Raw genomic sequence first — 4,883 nt, forward strand, 5'->3', positions numbered from 1 at the left:
CCACGGCTTGCGCCCGGGCGGGCGAAGCCACCACGGCAACCGCCGCAATCACGAAGGCCACCACCCGCAAGGCGGGCCGCAGGCGGGAGAACGTGGCAGGGGCGGATAGTGGGGAGCTTGGCATGGCGTCTTCCTCGAACGTGAAGGGCAATGGCCGCTGCGCGGGCCATTTCACCCCCGCCACTATAGGCAGGCGCCCACGTGCCAAACCTCGGAACTGCGCACCAATGTCCGCGTTCTTCGCGCTTTAGAAAAAACCTGCCGTTTTCATAATCAAGCCACGCCGGAAACCCCACCAGGAACCGGTGCCACTGCAACACGAGTGTGAGGCACACATGCTTGACAAGATGACCGACCGGCTGGATTTCCACGGCAACGCGCTGATGCTGCGTGCCGAGCGCCAGCGCGCCATCGCAAGCAACATCGCCAACGCCGACACGCCCGGCTATGTGGCGCGCGACTTCAACTTTGCCGAAACCCTGCGCGAAGCCACTGGTGCGGGCTCTGCCACGAGCGCCGCGCACCTCGCCAGCGGCGGAGCGGGCACTGCGGGCACGACCGACCCGCGCCACATTCCCCTGCCCACCGCGAGCCTTGGCGGGGGGGCACGCGGCACGCTGGGGTACGGCGTGCAGACCCAGCCCAGTCTCGACAACAACACCGTTGACCTCGACCGCGAACGCGCCAATTTCGTGGACAACGCCGTGCGCTACGAAGCCACGCTGCGTTTCATCAACGGGCAGGCCAAGACCATGCTCAGCGCCATCCAGGGCCAGTAGGTCCGCGCAGAAAACGGGAAACCACCATGTCCATGTTCTCCATCTTCAGTGTGTCGGGCAGCGCCATCAGCGCCCAGTCGCAACGCCTCAACGTCGTGGCCAGCAACCTGGCCAACGTGGATGCCGTGGCCGGCCCGGACGGCCAGGCCTACAAGGCTCGGCAGGTCGTTTTCCAGACCGCTCCCATGGGCGCCGACAGCTCGGCGGGCGTGCGTGTGAGCGCCATCAGCGAAAACAACACCCCGGGGCGGCGCATCCACGACCCCAGCCATCCCTCCGCGGACGCGCAGGGCTATGTCACCCATTCCAACGTCAACGCAGTGGATGAGATGGTGAACATGATCTCGGCCTCGCGCTCGTACCAGAACAACGTCGAGGTCATGAACACGGCCAAGTCGCTGCTGCTCAAGACCCTTCAGATGGGCCAATAACTCCTTTCGGACCCCTGCCATGATCACCAGCGCCACCTCCACCACATCCACTGCCGCAGCGACCTCCGGCACGGCCACCAAGGCCGACCCCGCGACCGATCCCAACGCAGCCCAGGACCGCTTCCTCAAGCTGCTGGTTGCCCAGCTGAACAACCAGGACCCAATGAATCCGCTCGACAACGCGCAGATGACATCGCAGATGGCCCAGATCAACACGGTGACGGGCATCCAGCAACTCAACCAGACCATGAAGAGCATGGCAGACCAGTTCAGCGCGCTGCAAGTGCTGCAGGGTGCTTCCATGATTGGCCGCTCGGTGGTCACCGAGGGCAACAACCTCCCTGTCGCGGACGGCGTGGGCAAAGGCATGTTCGACCTGAGCGCCGCCGCGGGCGACGTCAAGGTGGAAGTTCTTACCGCCGGCGGCCAGTTGGTCGGATCGGTCGACCTTGGCGCCCAGACGCAGGGCCGCCACCAGTTCGAATGGGACGCGAGCAAATACGCCGGCAGCAAGGAAGGCTTGCGCTTCAAGGTGACGGCGCTCAACGGCTCGACGGCCGTGGAGTCGACACCGCTGCTCCAGTCCAAGGTCGTTTCCGCCGGCGCCGACGGCGGCCTGCTCACCCTCGACCTGGAGGGTGGCGGCACGGTCACCTACAGCCAGGTCAAGGCCATTCTCTGAGTTCACAGCCAGCCCCATATCCACCGAGGAGCACCCCATGAGTTTCCAGCAAGGCCTCTCCGGCCTGAACGCCTCCAGCAAGAACCTGGACGTGATCGGCCACAACATCGCCAACGCCAACACCACCGGTTTCAAGGCCTCACGCGCCGAATTTGCTGAAATGGTGGCGTCGGCCATCGGCAGTGCCGGCGGCAACAACGCCGGTATCGGCGTGGAGACTGCGAACGTCGCCCAGCAATTCACGCAGGGCAACCTCACCATCACGGGCAACAGCCTGGATGTAGCCATCAACGGCAACGGTTTCTTCACCCTGCAGCAGCCCGACGGCTCTCCTGCTTACACCCGCGCCGGCAATTTCAAGCTCGACAAGACGGGCAACATGGTGACCAACGACAACGCCAAGGTCATGGGCTACCCGGTGGATCCCCTCACAGGCCTGCGCAGCGGCACGGCCCCCGTTCCCATGGTGTTCCCCACCGCCGAGCCCATCCCGGCCAAGCAGACCACCAAGATCATGGCCGGCTTCAACCTCGACGCCCGCGCCCCCGATGCCGCCGGCAACCCGGCCGCCACGCCCCCCATTCCGGCCACGCCCCGCGCCACCTACGGCACGTCGATCAATGTCTACGACAGCCAGGGCGTTGCCAAGCCGGTCAGCCTGTACTTCCAGAAGAACGGCGCCAACACCTGGGATGTGTACGACAAGCTCGACGACCCCAAAGCATCGCCCCCCGTGGTGGCCACGCCCATCGGGCAGATCAAGTTCGACAACAACGGCGCCATCGTGAGCCCCGCGCCGGTCGCACCGAGCACCGAGCACCTGCTGAACCTCACCATCGCGCCCAGCCCGCCCAACCCGAACGGCCTGCCCACTTTTCCGGTCGACATCAACCTGGACAAGGTCACACAGTTCGGCACGAAATTCGCCGTATCCGACCTCACGCAAGATGGCTACACCGCTGGCGAGCTGACGGGCATCAACGTCGAGAACAACGGCATGATCATGACCCGTTATTCCAACGGCGTCACCCGTGCAGAGGGCCAGCTCGCGCTGGCGAGCTTCCGCAACACCCAGGGCCTGGCCGCCGTGGGCGGCAACAACTGGGTTGAGACGTTCGAATCGGGCCAGCCCGTGCTGGGCACCGCCACCGACGGCAACTTCGGCGCGTTGCGATCGGGTGCGCTCGAAGACTCGAACGTCGACCTCACGGCCGAGCTGGTCAACATGATGACGGCCCAGCGCGCCTACCAGGCCAACGCCCAGACCATCAAGACGCAAGACCAGGTCATGTCGACCCTGGTGAACCTGCGCTGATCGACGCAAGCGTCGCTGCCACCGGAGAGCCTCAATGGACCGCATCATCTACACCTCCATGACGGGCGCCAACGCCGCCGCCCAGCGGCAGGCGGTGCTGGCCAACAACCTGGCCAACGCGTCCACCCAGGGCTTTCGCGCAGAGATGTCGACCTTTCGCTCCGTGCCCCTGCAGGGCGACGGATCGAAGACCCGCGTGTTCGCGCTCGAGGCCACTTCGGGCCATCTGCAGACGCCCGGCCCCGTGCAGCGCACGGGGCGCGCCCTGGACGCCATGGCGATGGGCAATGCCTGGTTCGGCGTGCAGGGGCTGGACGGCCTGGAGGCTTACACCCGCGCCGGCGGCTTCGAAGTCTCTTCCGCCGGCACGCTGCTGACCAGCACCGGCCTGACGGTGCTCTCGGACGCGGGCGCCCCCATCGACGTCCCCCCGGGCGCCGAGGTATCGCTGGGCGCGGACGGCACCATCAGCGCCAAGACGGCAGGGCAGCCCGCCACCACCATCGGCCGGCTGAAGCTGGCCACGCCCACCGCCGACAACCCGCTCAAGCGCGGTGACGACGGGCTGTTCCGCACCACCTCGGGCGACCCGCTGCCCAACGACCCGACCGCCCGCATGCTGGCTGGCGCCATCGAAGGCTCCAACGTCAACGCGGTGGAAAGCATGGTCGGCATGATCGCCGCCGCCCGCCAGTTCGAGCAGCAGATGAAGCTGCTGCAAACCGCCGAAACCAACGACAAATCCGCGAGCCAGTTGCTCAGCCTGAACGGTTGAACTGACGATTACGCGCCAAAGGAAGCACCATGATCAATTCGCTGTGGATCGCCAAGACCGGCATGTCTGCGCAGCAGACCCAGCTGGACGTCATCTCGCACAACCTGGCCAACGTGTCCACCACGGGCTACAAGCGCAACAACGCGGTGTTCGAAGACCTCATCTACCAGAACCTGCGCCAGGTGGGCGCCAATTCCAGCGAGCAGAGCCAGTTGCCCACGGGCCTGCACCTGGGCCTGGGGGTGAACGTGGTGGCCACGAACCGCGACTTCCGCCAGGGCGCCTTGCAGCAGTCCGGAAAGGACTTCGATCTCGCCATCAACGGGGCCGGCTTCTTCCAGGTATCGATGCCGGACGGCACCACTGCCTACACCCGCGACGGTTCGTTCACGATCGACAAGGACGGGCAGATGGTGAACTCGAGCGGCTATCCCCTGACCGACGGCATCACCAAGGTGGCCGGCGCCGTCAAAGCGAGCATAGCGGCCAACGGAGAGGTCACGTTCACCGATTCGGCCGGCAAAGCCGTGGGCACCGGCCGGTTGACGCTGGCCAGCTTCATCAATCCGGCCGGTCTGGAGCCCGTGGGGCAGAACCTGTACAAGGAATCGATCGCCTCGGGCAACCCGCAGACCGGCAGTCCCACGTCGGCCGGCTTCGGCGAACTCAAACAGGGTTTCCTCGAGACCTCCAACGTCAACGTGGTGGAGGAACTGGTCACCATGATCCAGACGCAACGCGCCTACGAAATGAATTCCAAGGCAATCCAGACCTCCGACCAGATGCTGGCCAAGCTCGCGCAGCTGTAACCATGAGGAGCGCCGCAATGAACACCATCGTGCGCCTGATCGCGCCCACCGCCATGGCCCTGCTCGCCACGGGCTGCGCCACGTTGAACCCG

The 4,883-nt window shown here is 65.5% G+C and carries 6 protein-coding genes; all 6 read left to right on the forward strand.

The features are described from left to right. Nucleotides 1-335 precede the first annotated feature (335 nt). From flgB to flgG, 6 genes are read left to right on the forward strand one after another with little or no spacing between them, the layout of a single operon-like run. On the forward strand, nt 336-779 hold the full coding sequence (flgB, locus tag ACDELDRAFT_RS19155) for a flagellar basal body rod protein FlgB (protein WP_005799682.1): 444 nt from the start codon (nt 336-338) through the stop codon (nt 777-779). 26 nt (nt 780-805) lie between these two features. Further along, on the forward strand, nt 806-1,210 hold the full coding sequence (flgC, locus tag ACDELDRAFT_RS19160) for a flagellar basal body rod protein FlgC (protein WP_005799683.1): 405 nt from the start codon (nt 806-808) through the stop codon (nt 1,208-1,210). A gap of 19 nt (nt 1,211-1,229) precedes the next feature. Next, on the forward strand, nt 1,230-1,892 hold the full coding sequence (locus ACDELDRAFT_RS19165; protein WP_005799684.1) for a flagellar hook assembly protein FlgD: 663 nt from the start codon (nt 1,230-1,232) through the stop codon (nt 1,890-1,892). A gap of 37 nt (nt 1,893-1,929) precedes the next feature. Then, nucleotides 1,930-3,207, forward strand: coding sequence for a flagellar hook protein FlgE (flgE, locus tag ACDELDRAFT_RS19170; RefSeq protein ID WP_005799685.1), 1,278 nt, complete (start codon nt 1,930-1,932; stop codon nt 3,205-3,207). 34 nt (nt 3,208-3,241) lie between these two features. Next, nucleotides 3,242-3,982 carry a flagellar basal body rod protein FlgF gene (locus ACDELDRAFT_RS19175; protein WP_005799686.1) on the forward strand — a complete coding sequence of 247 codons (741 nt, stop codon included), beginning with the start codon at nt 3,242-3,244 and terminating at the stop codon, nt 3,980-3,982. Nucleotides 3,983-4,011: 29 nt separating this feature from the next. Continuing rightward, nucleotides 4,012-4,791, forward strand: coding sequence for a flagellar basal-body rod protein FlgG (gene flgG / locus ACDELDRAFT_RS19180; RefSeq protein WP_005799687.1), 780 nt, complete (start codon nt 4,012-4,014; stop codon nt 4,789-4,791). Nucleotides 4,792-4,883: the final 92 nt, after the last annotated feature.

The organism is Acidovorax delafieldii 2AN (assembly GCF_000175235.1).
Lineage (GTDB): Bacteria > Pseudomonadota > Gammaproteobacteria > Burkholderiales > Burkholderiaceae_C > Acidovorax > Acidovorax delafieldii_B.

Coding starts and splice junctions, on each gene's coding strand:
- flgB (WP_005799682.1), top strand. CDS start 336: ATGCTTGACAAGATGACCGACCGGCTGGATTTCCACGGCAACGCGCTG.
- flgC (WP_005799683.1), top strand. CDS start 806: ATGTCCATGTTCTCCATCTTCAGTGTGTCGGGCAGCGCCATCAGCGCC.
- ACDELDRAFT_RS19165 (WP_005799684.1), top strand. CDS start 1,230: ATGATCACCAGCGCCACCTCCACCACATCCACTGCCGCAGCGACCTCC.
- flgE (WP_005799685.1), top strand. CDS start 1,930: ATGAGTTTCCAGCAAGGCCTCTCCGGCCTGAACGCCTCCAGCAAGAAC.
- ACDELDRAFT_RS19175 (WP_005799686.1), top strand. CDS start 3,242: ATGGACCGCATCATCTACACCTCCATGACGGGCGCCAACGCCGCCGCC.
- flgG (WP_005799687.1), top strand. CDS start 4,012: ATGATCAATTCGCTGTGGATCGCCAAGACCGGCATGTCTGCGCAGCAG.